The 14,558-nt window shown below is 43.8% G+C and carries 13 protein-coding genes and 1 pseudogene; 10 read left to right on the top strand and 4 right to left on the bottom strand.

Annotated features, from left to right (window positions below; genetic code table 11):
- Window positions 1-242: 242 nt before the first annotated feature.
- Both BLV33_RS29950 and BLV33_RS29945 read left to right on the top strand, forming a co-directional pair.
- Window positions 243-1,139: pseudogene (locus tag BLV33_RS29950) on the top strand (alpha-mannosidase); the annotation flags it as partial.
- A 183-nt stretch (window positions 1,140-1,322) separates the two neighbouring features.
- A complete protein-coding gene (locus BLV33_RS29945; RefSeq protein ID WP_366414850.1) occupies window positions 1,323-2,588 on the top strand; it encodes a glycoside hydrolase family 38 C-terminal domain-containing protein in 1,266 nt (421 codons plus the stop codon).
- Window positions 2,589-3,010: 422 nt separating this feature from the next.
- Here the strand turns inward: BLV33_RS29945 and BLV33_RS10590 are convergent, their stop codons facing one another.
- Window positions 3,011-3,820, bottom strand: a complete 810-nt coding sequence (locus BLV33_RS10590) for a phosphatase PAP2 family protein (protein WP_171909099.1) — start codon at window positions 3,818-3,820, stop codon at window positions 3,011-3,013.
- A gap of 57 nt (window positions 3,821-3,877) precedes the next feature.
- Entirely contained in the window at window positions 3,878-4,561 is a 684-nt protein-coding gene (locus BLV33_RS10585; RefSeq protein WP_171909098.1) for a DUF1206 domain-containing protein, read from the bottom strand.
- 185 nt (window positions 4,562-4,746) lie between these two features.
- Between BLV33_RS10585 and BLV33_RS10580 the strand changes: the two genes are divergently transcribed.
- From BLV33_RS10580 to BLV33_RS10565, 4 genes are all read left to right on the top strand, one after another.
- Window positions 4,747-5,418 (top strand): phospholipase D-like domain-containing protein, encoded by a 672-nt coding sequence (locus BLV33_RS10580; protein ID WP_090790813.1) that lies wholly within the window; start codon window positions 4,747-4,749, stop codon window positions 5,416-5,418.
- The gene (locus tag BLV33_RS10575) at window positions 5,399-6,130 is read left to right on the top strand and encodes a phospholipase D-like domain-containing protein (protein ID WP_090790811.1); all 732 of its coding nucleotides are present in this window, start codon (window positions 5,399-5,401) and stop codon (window positions 6,128-6,130) included. Before BLV33_RS10580 ends, BLV33_RS10575 begins: the two co-directional genes overlap by 20 nt.
- A 388-nt stretch (window positions 6,131-6,518) precedes the next feature.
- Complete coding sequence (locus BLV33_RS10570) at window positions 6,519-7,697, top strand: stalk domain-containing protein (RefSeq protein WP_090790809.1); 1,179 nt, start codon at window positions 6,519-6,521, stop codon at window positions 7,695-7,697.
- 300 nt (window positions 7,698-7,997) lie between these two features.
- Window positions 7,998-9,194, top strand: a complete 1,197-nt coding sequence (locus tag BLV33_RS10565; RefSeq protein WP_090790807.1) for a cytochrome P450 — start codon at window positions 7,998-8,000, stop codon at window positions 9,192-9,194.
- Here BLV33_RS10565 and BLV33_RS28745 read toward each other — a convergent pair.
- Window positions 9,161-9,367, bottom strand: a complete 207-nt coding sequence (locus BLV33_RS28745; RefSeq protein ID WP_139305720.1) for a hypothetical protein — start codon at window positions 9,365-9,367, stop codon at window positions 9,161-9,163. The genes BLV33_RS10565 and BLV33_RS28745 overlap by 34 nt on opposite strands.
- A 77-nt stretch (window positions 9,368-9,444) precedes the next feature.
- Between BLV33_RS28745 and BLV33_RS10560 the strand changes: the two genes are divergently transcribed.
- From BLV33_RS10560 to BLV33_RS10550, 3 genes are all read left to right on the top strand, one after another.
- Complete coding sequence (locus BLV33_RS10560; protein ID WP_090790805.1) at window positions 9,445-9,861, top strand: HIT family protein; 417 nt, start codon at window positions 9,445-9,447, stop codon at window positions 9,859-9,861.
- A 142-nt stretch (window positions 9,862-10,003) separates the two neighbouring features.
- On the top strand, window positions 10,004-10,480 hold the full coding sequence (locus BLV33_RS10555; RefSeq protein WP_366414799.1) for a GNAT family N-acetyltransferase: 477 nt from the start codon (window positions 10,004-10,006) through the stop codon (window positions 10,478-10,480).
- Window positions 10,462-12,117, top strand: coding sequence for an alginate lyase family protein (locus tag BLV33_RS10550; RefSeq protein ID WP_090790803.1), 1,656 nt, complete (start codon window positions 10,462-10,464; stop codon window positions 12,115-12,117). Before BLV33_RS10555 ends, BLV33_RS10550 begins: the two co-directional genes overlap by 19 nt.
- Window positions 12,118-12,204: 87 nt before the next feature.
- On the opposite strand, the gene BLV33_RS10545 is transcribed toward BLV33_RS10550, so the two are convergent.
- On the bottom strand, window positions 12,205-13,278 hold the full coding sequence (locus tag BLV33_RS10545) for a M42 family metallopeptidase (protein ID WP_171909097.1): 1,074 nt from the start codon (window positions 13,276-13,278) through the stop codon (window positions 12,205-12,207).
- 235 nt (window positions 13,279-13,513) lie between these two features.
- Between BLV33_RS10545 and BLV33_RS10540 the strand changes: the two genes are divergently transcribed.
- The gene (locus BLV33_RS10540; RefSeq protein ID WP_090790798.1) at window positions 13,514-14,494 is read left to right on the top strand and encodes an aldo/keto reductase; all 981 of its coding nucleotides are present in this window, start codon (window positions 13,514-13,516) and stop codon (window positions 14,492-14,494) included.
- The last annotated feature ends 64 nt before the right edge of the window (window positions 14,495-14,558 follow it).

The following is a 14,558-nucleotide window of genomic DNA, read 5'->3' as shown; positions in this document are numbered from 1 at the left end:
TACTCCTTTTTCAAATGCTCGACGGCAAAACGAATAAATGCTGAATGGGATCGCGGGACTGGAAGCAATAAAAACACCCAATTCTCAGTAAGATAGGCGAAAAAAGATGCCTTCCTGGCGATTATTAAGGTGATTTAGAAATGTCAAGGGAAATTTTCGTCCGCCCCTATTTTTTGAGGTGAAACGAAAAAAGCCCTAGCCGTGAGGCTAGAACCAGTAAGGGATTTAGTTATTCCGAGAAGCTATTTAATCACAATGAGGTTACACTTTATAAATGGGTAGAAGAGTATGAGCCCGTTTTATTTGCGCGCATTCAAAAGCTGGTCAAACAAGGGAAATGGCATATTATGGGGGGTTGGTATCTTCAGCCAGATTGCAATATGCCTAGCGGGGAGTCATTTGTTCGGCAGATGCTGCTGGGGCGGAATTATTTTCAGGAGAAATTTGGAGTGAAGTCCACGACAGCTATTAATTTTGATCCGTTTGGCCACACACGCGGATTAGTGCAAATTATGAGTAAGGCGGGTTTTGATTCTTATATTTTTTGTCGTCCTACTCAGAAGGATTGTGAGCTCCCAGCGAATGACTTTGTTTGGGTGGGATATGATGGCTCAGAGATTATTGGACATCGTGCAGATGAATTCTATAACTCTCCCCGTGGAAAGGCTGATGAGAAGGTTCGTGAATGGATAGATAAAACTGTGGATCAACCAATCGGCTCTGTGCTTTGGGGAGTAGGCAATCATGGTGGAGGTCCTTCGAGAGAGGATTTAGAGAAGCTTAAGCTGCTTATGGCGGAAACGAAGGATGTACAAATCATCCACTCGACCCCGGAGGCTTTTTTCAAAGAATTACGCATTGTGAGAAGCAGCTTGCCAAGGCATGAGAAGGATGTCAATGCATGGGCGCCTGGCTGCTACACCTCGCAAATTCGGATTAAACAAAAGCATCGCCTTCTCGAGAATGAAATATATATGCTGGAAAAAATGATGTCGCATTCCTCGCTGCAAGGCTTAACGGTTTATCCATACGAGTTGATTCATGAAGCTATATGCGACCTTATGGTGACTGAATTTCATGATGTATTGCCAGGATCGTCCATTCAGCCAGTGGAGGAAGCATCCTTACGTTTAGTGGATCATGGACTTGAAATTATATCTAGGTTGAAGGCGCGTGCATTTTTTGCCTTGGCGAGTGGACAGAAGAAGGCAGAGGAAGGAGAAATCCCGATTCTGATTTATAATCCCCATCCATATAAAGTGAGGGGGGCATTTGAATGTGAATTTCAACTGGCGGATCAGAATTGGAAGGATGAATTCTCAATGCCTGTGGTCTATAAAGATGGCGTGCGAATTGCTTCACAAGCTGAAAAAGAGCTCAGTAATTTGAACTTGGATTGGCGTAAGCGTGTAGTTTTCCAAGCTGAATTAGAACCCGGTCAGATGAATCGCTTTGATGTTCGTTTAGAAATGCTGCCGAATAAGCCAGCTCCAGCATTGCAGCCGCAAGACGGGAAAATCAGCTTTCTGACAGAGGAGCTGGAAGTTATCATCAACTGTAAAACTGGATTGATTGATCGCTACAGAGCAAATGGAGTGGATTATTTGCAGTCCAATGCTTTTGTTCCAATTGTCATTGATGATAATGATGATCCTTGGGGAATGGAAGGGTTAAGCTTTCGGAATGTAGAAGGCGCATTTAAGCTGATGTCTGCGGAAGAGGGGACTCGTTTCTCAGGTATTCGAGGAAGTCGCTTGGAATCTGTACGTATGATTGAGGATGGAGCCGTTCGTACCGTAGTGGAGGCTTTGTTTGAGTATGGGGACTCCTTTATTATCCAAACCTATAAGCTGCCCAAAAAAGGCACTGAAATTGAAGTGCAAATTCGTGCGCATTGGAATGAAAAAAGCAAGATGCTCAAGCTCTCTATCCCAACCTTACTTGTGGAAGGCAGGTATTGGGGGCAGGTTGCTTATGGTCGAAATGAGCTGCCTGGTAACGGAAATGAAGCTGTCTCGCAAAAATGGTTAGCTGTAATAGATGAAAAACAGGATTTGGCGTTAACCTGCATCAATGACGGTGTCTATGGATCCGATTATAATGACGGAGAGGTGCGCATTTCATTACTGCGTTCTGCCGGTTACTCAGGACATCCAATTGGGGATCGTCCCATTATGGCACAGGACCGTTATTCCAGCCGGATTGATCAAGGCGAAAGATTATACCGCTTTTGGTTTAACGCGGGTAAGACCTCCGAACGGATGGAATTCATAGACCGTGAAGCACTCTCATTGAATGAGAAGCCGTTTGTGCTTTCCTTCTTTCCGTCAGGTTCAGGGGCATTGCCAGAAAATGCGCTAACCTTAAGTGATTCAACCGTGCTTTTAACTGCATTCAAAAGAGCAGAATTATCGAATGATTACATCATTCGTTTATTTGAGCCAACCGGGACAGCAAGAGAAACAACATTAACGATCCCGGCCCTCGGTATTAAACAAGAAATCAAGCTTGGCAAATTTGAGATCAAGACGTTGAGATTGGATGTTGCAGCTAAAAAGATAAAAGAGGCAAGCTTGATGGAGGAATAGCCCAAAGGGCGGATTTTTCCTGATCCAACACGTCAACTGGTGCGGAGAGCGCATTTCCGACAGTGCGAGCAAGCGTCGGGTTACAATTTAATTTTTACAAAGAAAAATAAATACAGCTCATCAAAAAATGATGAACTGTATTTATCCATTAATATCTGATGTGATGCACCGGCTGATAATGGTAGTGGTGATAGTAGTGAGGATAGTGATGGTAATAAGGGTGGTAGGCATGAAGGGGTTGATGATAATAGTGTTGAGCGTACGGATGATAATAACCAGGTCCGTAGTGTGGTTGATTTAGAAGATGTTCAGGTACCAGACTCATACGTTTTATCTCCTTCCTTTAAGTACTGATTTCATACTATTCAAGTTCAGAAAGAACGGCACTAGTCCATAAAAAACGGGCTTTTGATTGTGAATGATTATGAAGCCTGATTGCCACCTTCCGCCACGGGTTGATGGATGAAATAGCGTTTCTTGCCCCAACGATAAAACAGGATAAATCCAATTAATACCAATCCGCCCAGCAAATAGGCCCCTAGCACATCGCTGGCCCAGTGTGCCCCTAAATAAATGCGCGACGCACCGACTAATAGAATATGAGCTCCGAAAATTATAAGCAATAAATTGCGTTTCCAAGAGGGTTTAAACAATGTGAATGCTAGAAAGCACATAAATCCGAAGAAGCCGACGTAGAACATAACATGTCCGCTGGTAAAGCTGTAGCTTCCAAAGTTAGAATTGACATGTATTAATCCAGACGCAGGCCGCGGACGATGTATAGCGATCTTTAATAATAAGTTGGTCACCTCTCCTATAACTACATTTGACAGCGATGCTATGGCTTCCCACCTTAATCCAAAGCCATACAGAAATCCAATGATAACTACCGGAATAATAAAAGCCTGGGGAGAATTACCTGCCCAGCTCACAATGCTCATCAAGCCGGAAACAAAGGGGTTGGTTATATTTTGAAATGTCCGGGTAATCTCTAGATCTAATGGGAAAAATGCAATTCTTTTGGCGAGAAAAATCAATATAGAAATAGCTATAATTAATAAGAATAATCCAAATTGGAAGGCAATAGCTCGGCGGCGCCTTACAGGCTTTGGGGAAGTCTCCGCATGAGCAGCTTCTTGAACGTTGTCTTGAATTTTTTTGAGAGGTTGTTCCCTTTCTTGTTGATTCGCTGGTTCACTCGCTTTTCTTATCATCTTCAAGGATTTGTTCATCTTGTGCTGCTCTCCTTTCATCTACAATTGGCGAAAGCGGTGCCGGCAATTCTCTCGTCATCTCGTCTGGACGACTCCGCGTGCCACGGTGCCGAATTGACCTGCCCGCATAATCCATCTCGCTTTCTTCGGCGCCATGGAACGGGGTTGGATGTGCCCGTCGAAATGAAGTCGAAACCCCTCATATATCTGGTATAAACCCACTGCAATAACCAAAACTCCGATAAAGCCTACCATCAAGCGTCCCAAATTCATCGAAAGAAGCTTAGTGACATATTCCTGCGTTTGCTCGGTTTGGGCGCCATTATGCGCTTGTTTTCTTCCTCCGGCAATTGCAGCATAGGTGGGGAAAACCAGCAATGCATAGGCTGCCGCGCTGAATAGAAATCCAACACGCTCTGCGATTCCCTTCAAATCTTTACCTTTATGGAGCGGATCGAGCAGTGCCCGAACAAGACCCCATAACGCATAGGAGACAAGCCCTATCAAAACCACCCATAATAATACTTGACCTGCGGGCTGTTTTCCGATGACGGCAATGGCACCTTGTTGATCCGCGGCTTTTCCGCCATGTCCAAGCGCTAATTGAACGGCCAGCAATCCGATCGTAAAGTAAAGTAAACCCCTTACTCCGTAACCCACGCGAGCAATAAGTTCGACAAGGGGGTTAGATGAAGCATTCCGAGTCACTTTTTTGCCGGTTTCTTTGATTTTATTTCCAGGATTCGCACTAAATGCCATAGTAACATCCCCTCCAGTGCTCATCTTTATATTTGCTTCACAATATATACCCCAAATTATCCGTTCTCTAATCTTCTAAAGATTTACAGGATTGTTTAGTGATCTAATTTGATTTGCCATTCTAGTAAAAGGGTAAAACTTTATAAATCTTTAACATTTCAGTTTTCGTAGAGGAGTTTCCACTCATGCAAACAAAAAGCATCGATCACAGTTATCATGACCAAAAATTAATAAATTTTCTTAACTATTATTTGGCAAACGGGCCACTTAACCTTTTAACCGGCAATAACAAGAAAACGGCCGAGTATATAAGGGAAACGTTTAATCCTGATGAGGAGGTGTATCGGTATCATCAAGAGCTGGGTGGTGTGTTCACCTCAAATGAACAGCTTGCTGGGATTCCAGGAATGAATCAGGATCGGCTGAATGCACTGGACTGCTTTGTCAGCCGGCTGGATTTGGTTAAATTAGAGGAGCTGGCACCAAAAACGAGTTGGAACAATCAGGTCGAAGCCTATGTGAACGGTCCCGAAAGTCTGGCCATGATCTTGTCGGAGATTAAAGGGGCACAAAGCTATATTCATTTATCCGTGATGCAATTCTTCAACGATCAATCGGGCAATTTAATCGCCGAAGCGCTTTTAGACGCTATTAACAGAGGAGTCAGGGTGCGAATAATGGTCAATTACGAGAATACCCATCTATACGGATTAAAAACAGGAACAGGTAGAAAATTTATAGTCATTGACGGTAACACCTCGATTTTGGGAAGCTTGAATATCGGGGATATGCATTTGTACCAAACACCTCCAGTACCATCCGAATTGGTAAAAGTGTTTGGGAATCCCTCGCAATAAAGAGGAGTGGCATGACGGTTGCTTTCGCATCCTCGGCGCAGCAGCCCAGCACCTGAATCAGTTGTTTGCTTCGCAATGGATAGTGATGGGCGGGGATATCTTCGATGCAAACGATTCATCTTATTTTCCCGAAATGGACCGAAACTGCGGGGTAGAGGAATGTACGCTTTTTACTTGTTTTCCCGGAAATCCGATTAATCTGATCCAACAGTACTTTCTGGCGCTTGTATCCTATGCGACGGCAGAAACCGTAATCATCAATCCATATTTGGTTGATCAAGTATTTTGGGATCGGCTAAAAGGTCTGGAAGAAGAGCCGGCCAACCATGTTTCTATCTGCAATCCGCTTAAAGTGAATGACATTCCTATGAACGAGCCTGCTGTACGCTGCAATATGTTCAAGCCATTTCTAAATGGCATTTCTTTCTTTGATTATAGTAAAACCGGCCGTTTCTCCCATTGGAAAATAGCCTATGATCAACGATCGGATTGTGTGTTTCATGGATCCTATAATCTGAATACTAGAAGTGCGATTCATGATTTTGAGGCGGGGGTCTTGGTTAAAAGTAAAACCTTTGCCAATAAAATTAAAACGATGATTGAATATGACCTGAATCATTCTGAAAAGATTGAGAATCCAAAAGAATTTTATAAATATCCGATGTTTCATCCAGACTATTATTTTAATGCAGCAACTAAATATTTTTCTTGAATTTCAAATAAATAGATATTTAGGACACATGTCCCTAGTAAGAATATGCGTTCACTCCATTGGGTGAATGCATATTTTATTTTTACTTGTCCAGACCGGTTGAAACCCAATTCAATGCAGTCTCGGAACCGTTCCTTTTCGTCCCTCCTAAACACGGCGATCAACTAGACCCGCATTACAAGTCATCCTTATTTAATTACCGGGTCATTAGAAAGGAAGATTGAACTTGGGTGTTGAGTAACTGTCGCAAAGGAGCAGTATTGGGTTACTATAGATTTTGACTTAGCGAGGCAGATGATTCGTTCCTTGGTAGAGAATACGCTCAAAAATCTAATTTGCAAATGGAAGTATGAGAATTTAAGTTGATTCAGATAAGGAGGGAAAACAAGTGTCTAACAAATGGTTAAAGTCATTAAAGGTACTCATATGTATGCTGCTTATCCTTGCTTTTGCAAAGCAATCCATATTTGCAAAGGAAGCAGACGTGAACGTGTATTTTAACGGCAAAAAGATTCAGTTTAACGAGACCCAGCCCGTCATCATAGACGGATCTACCCTTGTACCGTTCCGTACTTTATTTGAAACGCTTGGATTTGAGGTCAAATGGAACAATTCTGAGCGTAAAGCAATTGGGGAGAAGGACGGTCTGAGGATTGAACTTACGATTGACGGAGCATATGCCCAAGTAAATGGCAATGATGTCAATCTGACAGCGTACGCACAAATCATCAACGAGAAAACAATGGTCCCGCTGCGATTCATATCGGAAAACAGCGGTTTTAAGGTTTCGTATTCGAACAAAGGGGACGTATTTAAGATTGAGATCTCAAGCGATGGTAATATCGGTCGGACAAATAGCGCAAGTGAGGAAAGTGAGCCCTATTTGGTAAAAGGCCGCGCAGTAGACGCCAAGGGCAACCCACTTAAAGGGGTAAAAGTTACCGTTCGCAACCAGTTGAAACTCTACGATAGCATCGCGCAGGCAGTGACAGATGTTGATGGCCGATATCAGATCCCGTTAGGTATTCCCAAGGCTACCTGGACAGTTAGCGCACAGTACATACACGATTATAACGGAAAGACGTATAAATTGTGGCTGTCCAACGACGATAGTCCATTTGCAAGCGAAGATGGAGCAATTCGAGATTTAACCATGACTTCTTCCGGTGAAGGATGTGTCGCGTGTGGTTTTGTTTTTTTTAATGTTGTTCCGGAAAATCGCTACGAACTACCGCCAGCTGATCAAAAGGAGAATGTCGAACTGACACTTACTCCGGATGGTCTGCAATTTGACGGGAGTATCGGGGGGGCATCAATTACAGCTCGTGCTGCTTACACAGCGACTGGTTTTGGTATAAAAGATATTCCTCTCGGCAGGTATAAAGCAACGGCAAGATATTTGCCTCCGGGTGAGACAGCTCAAACGATGCTGATTCGGAATTGGAAATATGAAAAGGTGAATGAATTCGCTCCATCGGTGATCGCAGAATTTGATAGTGACTTGGATTCAGGCGTGCCTCCCAAGATGAAGCTCGATGTGAAGCTCCCTGTAACAAATACCAAATGATACCTAAGCCCGCCGACTCCTAAATTGTTGGCGGGCTTTTATGATTAGTGAAGCTGCTTAAACTATTCGGTTACTTAAATCCGACATGTTCTAGTTATCTTGAAAAAAATGACCAAGTCACACGATTTCTTAGTAGATATTGGGTGCATAGTAACTGTTGCAATATATTGTACATTATCATTTGGCATTTATATAATTAACCTGTAAGGGAATCCTATCTAACCTTCAACATCAGCATGAATAAGAAAGCATGAATACCGGATACTAGTATAGGAATTTCAACCAAAGGAGGAAATGATTATGAAAGGACCCAAGTTTGCCAATATGCTGCGGATGACCGAACTGGAAACGCCGGAGAACGGCCTGAACCCGTTCGGCATATTGAGCCAGCTGAGACGTGAAAGACCGGTACGGTTTGATGAGAATCGCAGCTGCTGGGATGTATTTCTGTATGAAGATGTGCATCGCATCCTCAAGGATCCCAAAACGTTCTCCTCCGCCCGGGGAGCATTCGCCAACCAAAACCTCCTGTTCATAGATCCACCCAAGCATCACCAATTGCGCGACTTGGTCAATAAAGCATTTACGCCAAGAGCGATCCAAGAACTTGCCCCGCGGATTCGTGATATTGCCAAAGACTTGCTGTCGCAAGCGACAGGCGCCGACATGGATGTTGTCCACGACTTTGCTACACCGCTTCCCGTCATCGTTATTGCGGAATTGCTCGGCGTGCCTTCGTCTGACAGGCAGCATTTCAAACAGTGGTCTGATGTGCTCGTGGAAAGTGCGGAAGACCTGAGTGACGAAGCATTCGCACAGATCTCGCAGAAGAGGATGAAGACGGTCAAGGAGCTGACGGACTATTTTCAGGGGATTCTGAAGGAGCGAGCAAGCGAGCCGAAAGACGATCTCATCTCTGCGCTGATGCAAGCTGAAATCGAAGGAGAGAAGCTGAGCGAACAGGAAATCGTCAATTTCTGCATTCTGCTTCTCGCAGCCGGTAACGAAACGACGACAAATTTGATTACAAACAGCTTTCGTGTCCTGACGGAGCAGCCACAGCTACAGGCAGAGTTGGCCCAAGATCCCGGTGTCATTCCGACCTTCATCGAAGAGGTGCTGCGTTATTATCCACCTATTGTCTCCATTGGCCGCGTGGCTACGGAGGATGTGCAAATCGGTGGCAGCCTGATCCACAAGGGCGATCAGGTGATCACTTGGGTTGGCGCTGCAAACAGGGATGAAACCAAATTCACTGACCCAGACGCGTTTCATAAGCTGCGCAAACCGAATCCGCACATGTCGTTCGGTTTCGGCATCCATTTCTGTCTAGGAGCGCCTTTAGCCCGCCTGGAGGGACACATTGCGATCGAGACGCTTCTGCAAATTTGCCATGATATCAAGCTGGTGCCCGGTCGGGAGATCGTACCGATTCAGAGCTCGTTCGTATTCGGGTTGAAAAATTATCCGGTCACCTTCGAGAGCCTCGCGAAATAATCTTCGACATTCCGTTCAAACTGTTGCACCGCCAGCGACAAATACTGCCTCTTAGAACGGCGCAGCCAATCTTTCTTCCGCACGCGGACTCCGTAATCCGGAGGCGCTTTTTCCGGTAACGAGAAACGATAGCTTAATATAATTCCACAGTAGGCTACCGCAGATTTAATCACGGTAGCCTGTTCCGCTAAACAGTCAGGATAATATTAATAAAAAATTGTTTAAAAATGGTTTGAATGGAGTGATATGAATGGATTGCCTTGGTTGTCGAATCTCTAATGGTATTGAGCCTAACTTAAATATTATATTCGAAACTGAACTGATAACCTGTGTTCTTGATATCGCTCCATTTAATGAAGGACATACTCTTATTCTTCCTAAAAAACATTATTGGGATATTGAAGAAATGGATAGGGACACGGCCCATGCTGTCATGGATGCTTCAATCAAAATATCAAAGTTATTAAAGGAATTGTACAACGCAGACGGAATTTCTGTATGCCAGAATGGCGGGGTATTTAATGACTTAACGCATTACCATATGCATATCATTCCAAGATTTAAAGGGGATGGATTCTCTTGGAGTGTTCCGCTATTCCCACTTGGGGCGGAAAAACATCTGGGTAAAACCAAAAATAAAATCGTAGATGCACTAAAAGCTTATTAATGTAAATGTAGGAATCATTGGGAATTATTCCAACGAGTTTAGCAGACTTTTAAAGGACAATAGTTTTGTAGTTCCGCAAGCATGATATAATGTGTGTGCTACAGTATCGGAAACGAAATCTCTGGATGGAGGTTACTCAACTTTGGATATTAGGTTCATACAGAAAGAACAAGCATGGCAGCTGCGTCATATGGTAATGTGGCCCGAAGAGGATTTCGATTATGTTAAGCTAAAAGATGATAACGAAGGAACTCACTTTGGCCTTTTTGAAGAGGAGCAACTGATTTCAGTGCTGTCTCTTTTCGTACATGGGGCAGAAGCGCAGTTCCGAAAATTTGCTACATTAACTTCTCATCAAAACAAGGGCTACGGAAGCAAGCTGCTAATATATGTATTAGAGGAAGCAGAACGTGCAGGTGTGAAGCGGATATATTGTAATTCCAGAAAAGAGAAAGCATCTTTTTATGAGAAATTTGGTTTTTGTAAAACAGAAAACACTTTTAGTAAAAGCGGGAAAGATTATATAGTGATGGAGCGTTTGTATGAACACGGCAAACTTATGCATCCAGTGAAGAAGTTATCAGACAGCGGAGGGTTTATATGTCATGGAACAAATTAAGTTATAGAATTATTTTTTGTTTGCTATTGGCATTTATGTTATCCATACCATGTGCGTTTGCCGACAGTAACGACATAACTGCAGGCAAAGGGATGACGAATTCGATCGTTTTGACGCTAGGGAAAGCGGACGTTTTCATTAACGGCAATAAAAAGACACTTGAGGCTCCGCCTGTCTTGGACGGAGATTATACCCTGGTTCCATTCCGATTTCTAGGCGAAGCTTTGGGGGCTAAGGTGGATTGGTACGGTGAAGATCAAAGTGTTACTCTTACTTTGAATGGCAAAACAATTGCTCTTTCTATAAATTCCAAGGCGGCTTCTGTGAGCGGAAACAAGGTGGATCTAGACGCGCCAGCAAAAATTATCAATGGCTTTACAATGGTACCGCTTCGTTTTGTAGGCGAAGCCCTAAATCAAAAAATCGATTGGGATGCCGTAACGAAACGGATCACCATCCAATCGCGTACCGATGAATCCAAAAAAGCTGGTGCGGCATTGCTTTGGTACGACCAATTTCAGCTTGCCGCCTATAGGAACTCCATACCGTCAAACCTCTCGTCCAGTTTGAAGGCTGTTCTAAATTCAGCGGCTAAATACGAAAAAGAAAAGCCGCCTGCGGTAACGGACAAAAGCGTGCTTATTTCGGGAGCAAGCCCGCATGATTTCGTCAGCATGGCCATTTACTACTGGCCGGATTCGTCGAAGACGGACGGGAAGCCATATATCAGAAAAGACGGCCAGATTAATCCGGAAAAGGACGACCCGAGTAAATACGATGCGGATCGTATGAGCCGCATGATCACCGCAGTGGATCAATTAAGCCTAGCCTACATACTTACCGGCAAAGAAACTTATGCCTCAGCCGCTTCGAAATACCTCCGGGCATGGTTCTTGGACGACAGTACAAAGATGAACCCCCATATGAATTATGCCCAAGGCATTCCTGGCAAATCGGATGGAACCCCGACGGGCATCATAGATGGTTATCGTCTCATTTCAGTCGTTGACAGTGTTCATATATTAGAGAGTTCCGAATCATGGACGACTGCCGACGACCAGGGGATGAAAGCATGGTTTTCCGATTACCTGAAATGGATGCAGACAAGTAAACCGGGCCAGGTGGAAGGAATGGCTGCCAACAACCACGGAGTTTGGTACGACGCACAAACGGCTGCATACGCATGGTTTGTCGGTCAGAACGACCTTGCCAAACTTATTGTGGAAGAAGCCAAGAAGAAACGGATCGATTCGCAAATTGAGCCTGATGGAACGATGCCATTGGAATTGCAGAGAACAAAATCGTTGCATTACACCGTATTCAACCTGGAGGCTTTTATTTCACTCGCTCGGGTCGGCGAACAAGTTGGGAACAATTTGTGGGACTACACCAGTACTGACGGCAGAAGCCTCAAAAGGGCGATTCTCTTCGCTCTGCCCTATGTAACAGGGATCAAACAGTGGGAGCTTAAGGATATAGAAGGAACCAAACCGGATCCGCTATTCGCTAGATTTATTGCGATGGCTTCCAAGCAAGATGAATCCATAAACGTCCTGAAAGCAACAAATTATATCCTTGGAGACGCTAAAGGAGTGGAACGAATCGCGACAAGCTCCTTTTCGCCGAATAATAATTAGCCTATAAAGTTGCGGTGGCTGTTCACATTTGTGAACAGCCGCCGTAACTTTATAGATTATCGCAATTTATATTTCATTATCTGCCATTCATTTTAAAAAACTCAAACTTCCCCATCTATCAATATTTCTAATCATCTCCTCTAATAAAAGGAAACCATTTTCAAAGTCTGATAAATCAGCCACTTCTACTGGAGAATGAGAGTATCTACGCGGAAAGGTAAGCGCGCCAGCAAGAATTCCTTCTTTTACTAAATGTATTGCAGATATATCAGATGTACCATTTGGCATAACCGATAGCTGATAGGGAATGTTTAATTGATTGGCGAAGGAAATAATTAGCTCCTTCATTTGTTGGGCCATTATATTTCCTCTTGCCCCTCCACCAGACAAAAGCGGCATTACCGGCCCTTTTCCAATTCCTATAGGATAATGATTACCATCTGGTGTATCCGTACAAGCTATCGTATCTAAAACAATGGCATATTTTGGATTTATTTTGTAGCTTGCAATTGTCGCACCTCTGAGCCCTACTTCCTCTTGAACGGCTATTAAGCCGACTAAAGTTCCGCTAAACTCTTTATCTTGTAACTTTTTAAAAAGTTCTATCAATAAAACACAACAACTTCGATTATCAATTGCCTTACCGCATATTAAATCTTGATTTGAAAACCGCTCAAGATCACTAATATAGGTTATGGAGTCACCAATATCGATGCCCATTGCAAGCACTTCTTCTCTAGATTTTGCCCCTACATCAACATAAAGGTTTTCCATTTTCGGTATCCTTGTTTTTTCTTCGGCAGTCTGTAAATGACCGGCCTTTACGCCAACTACACCAAAATGACCATTTACATTAACCTTTCTGGCAACTAATAATGATTCCAGCATTCCACCTGTTCGTTCCATTCGTAAAAAGCCTTTTTCGTCTATTGCACTAACCATGCACCCAATTTCATCAGAATGAGCAGAAACCATAATGGTAGGACCTGATTTTTGTCCCTCTAACACAGCATAGATGTTCCCCATATGATCGATTTCAACATGATCAGCATATGGCTTAATCAACTCGACAATACGTTTAACGATAGTCTGTTCTCTTCCGGGGCTTCCAGGAATTTCCGCAAGTTCTTTTAAACTATTGTAAAAATGATCTTTAAACATAGTTTCCTCCATTGAATTGAATTATTTTCTTAAATATAGCACTTTTCCGGATTTTGAGTAATCAAAAATCAACAGTTAACTTCAAGTAACTTAGTTTAAATTTATTCACTCCTTCTCATGACCGTAATGATTATCTATAATTGAAAAGTAAGGACTAGACAGTGTGAAACTTTCTCGCAGACAAGGAATGGAACGAAGTAAGACAAAAAATTTAAATATATGGAGGAGATAGACAATGAAATATGCCTACCTGGGAAAGTCCGGTTTAAAGGTCAGCAAATTATGTTTGGGAACTATGAATTTTGGGCCTGAAACGGATGAGAAGGAATCGTTTCGAATTATGGACGCTGCTTTGGACGCCGGAGTCAACTTTTTTGATACTGCAAACGTTTACGGAGGGCAGGGAAACAGAGGAAGAACCGAGGGAATCATCGGGCGCTGGTTTGCACAGGGCGGCGGTCGCAGGGAAAAGGTGGTTTTAGCCACCAAAGTGTATGGCGACATGGAAAATCCACTAGATGGCCCTAATCAATCGCGCGGATTGTCCGCTTATAAAATTCGCCGCCACTTGGAAGAATCGCTTCGCCGTTTGCAAACGGATCATATTGAACTGTATCAAATGCATCATGTCGATCGCAATGTAACCTGGGATGAGCTTTGGGAGGCTTTTCAGGTCTATGTGAATCAGGGGAAAATCGGATACGTGGGTTCCAGTAATTTTGCCGGAAGAGATTTGGTAAAAGCCCAATATGAAGCAAAAGCGCGACATACTTTGGGACTCGTTTCCGAACAGCATAAATACAGCCTGCTCTGCAGATTGCCCGAATTGGAAGTGCTTCCTGCCGCTGAAGAACATGGGATCGGCGTCATCGCTTGGAGTCCACTGGACGGCGGCTTGCTCGGAGGGAATGCGTTGAAGGCGTCGGGTGGCTCGAGAAGCACGCGTTCCCAGGAACGGGTGGAAGCGAACCGTGATAAGCTGGAACAGTTCGGCAAGCTCTGCCGGGAAGTCGGCGAAAGCGAAGCGAATGTCGCACTGGCTTGGACTCTGATGCATCCAGCCATGACGGCACCGATTATCGGACCGAGGACGCTGGAGCAATTCCTGAATACACTGCGGGTAGTCGATATCAACCTGACGGAAGAAGTTATGAAACGTCTGGACGAAATTTTCCCAGGCCCAGGTGGCGAGGCTCCGCAAGCTTACGCATGGTAATGGCATTATTGTAACATGGACAATAAACAAAGATAAACAAGCTGCACTTGGAAAATTAGGAGGC

Origin of the sequence: Paenibacillus sp. GP183 (assembly GCF_900104695.1) — a bacterium.
Lineage (GTDB): Bacteria > Bacillota > Bacilli > Paenibacillales > NBRC-103111 > Paenibacillus_AI.
Note: the sequence above shows the minus strand (reverse complement) of the source record. Positions and strands in the feature narration are given on the sequence as shown.

Excerpts from the sequence above, each read along its gene's own strand:
- BLV33_RS10540 (WP_090790798.1), top strand. The coding sequence starts at position 13,514 with ATGAAATATGCCTACCTGGGAAAGTCCGGTTTAAAGGTCAGCAAATTA.
- BLV33_RS10565 (WP_090790807.1), top strand. The coding sequence starts at position 7,998 with ATGAAAGGACCCAAGTTTGCCAATATGCTGCGGATGACCGAACTGGAA.
- BLV33_RS10585 (WP_171909098.1), bottom strand. The coding sequence starts at position 4,561 with ATGGCATTTAGTGCGAATCCTGGAAATAAAATCAAAGAAACCGGCAAA.
- BLV33_RS29945 (WP_366414850.1), top strand. The coding sequence starts at position 1,323 with ATGCCTGTGGTCTATAAAGATGGCGTGCGAATTGCTTCACAAGCTGAA.
- BLV33_RS10560 (WP_090790805.1), top strand. The coding sequence starts at position 9,445 with ATGGATTGCCTTGGTTGTCGAATCTCTAATGGTATTGAGCCTAACTTA.
- BLV33_RS10590 (WP_171909099.1), bottom strand. The coding sequence starts at position 3,820 with ATGAACAAATCCTTGAAGATGATAAGAAAAGCGAGTGAACCAGCGAAT.
- BLV33_RS10550 (WP_090790803.1), top strand. The coding sequence starts at position 10,462 with ATGTCATGGAACAAATTAAGTTATAGAATTATTTTTTGTTTGCTATTG.
- BLV33_RS10580 (WP_090790813.1), top strand. The coding sequence starts at position 4,747 with ATGCAAACAAAAAGCATCGATCACAGTTATCATGACCAAAAATTAATA.
- BLV33_RS10545 (WP_171909097.1), bottom strand. The coding sequence starts at position 13,278 with ATGTTTAAAGATCATTTTTACAATAGTTTAAAAGAACTTGCGGAAATT.